At 31.2% G+C, this 430-nt stretch carries 1 protein-coding gene; it reads left to right on the plus strand.

Going from position 1 to position 430, the window contains the following annotated elements:
- Positions 1-172: 172 nt before the first annotated feature.
- Positions 173-430: hypothetical protein (locus RCF13_RS18350; RefSeq protein ID WP_308141438.1), on the plus strand; the 258-nt coding region annotated here is incomplete at its 3' end.

The raw sequence follows: 430 nt of genomic DNA on the forward strand, positions 1-430 counted from the left end.
ATCAATAAAACTAGCCCCTTGGGTTCTGTAGTTATTAAAAATTGCAGTCCTAAGGGGCTTTTTGTGTGTTAACAAGACTTGTAGGTGAATGTGAATTAAAAAATATGAAGAAAAACAGACTGTTTATTAATTTTTGATACAGCTCTGTTTTTTTGTTTTAGGGGGAGAAAATATGTTACTTAAAAAGGTTTATAAAGTGAGTAGTAAAGGGAAAGATGATACACCACGTCTGTTTTTGCAACATTTGGTTTGTGAAGCAGCTTCTTTTGTTCCAGGTGAAAAACTTTCAGTAACAGAAAGAGGAGATCAAATTATCATTTCTGAACTTAAAGAAACTAATATGAATCAAATATCAGTTTCTAGTAGAAAAAATCAATCTACTGGTATACGTAGACCTTTGGTAGATACTGCAAAAGAATCATATAAGAAA

It is taken from the genome of Stenotrophomonas maltophilia group sp. RNC7, assembly GCF_030910085.1.
Lineage (GTDB): Bacteria > Pseudomonadota > Gammaproteobacteria > Xanthomonadales > Xanthomonadaceae > Stenotrophomonas > Stenotrophomonas sepilia.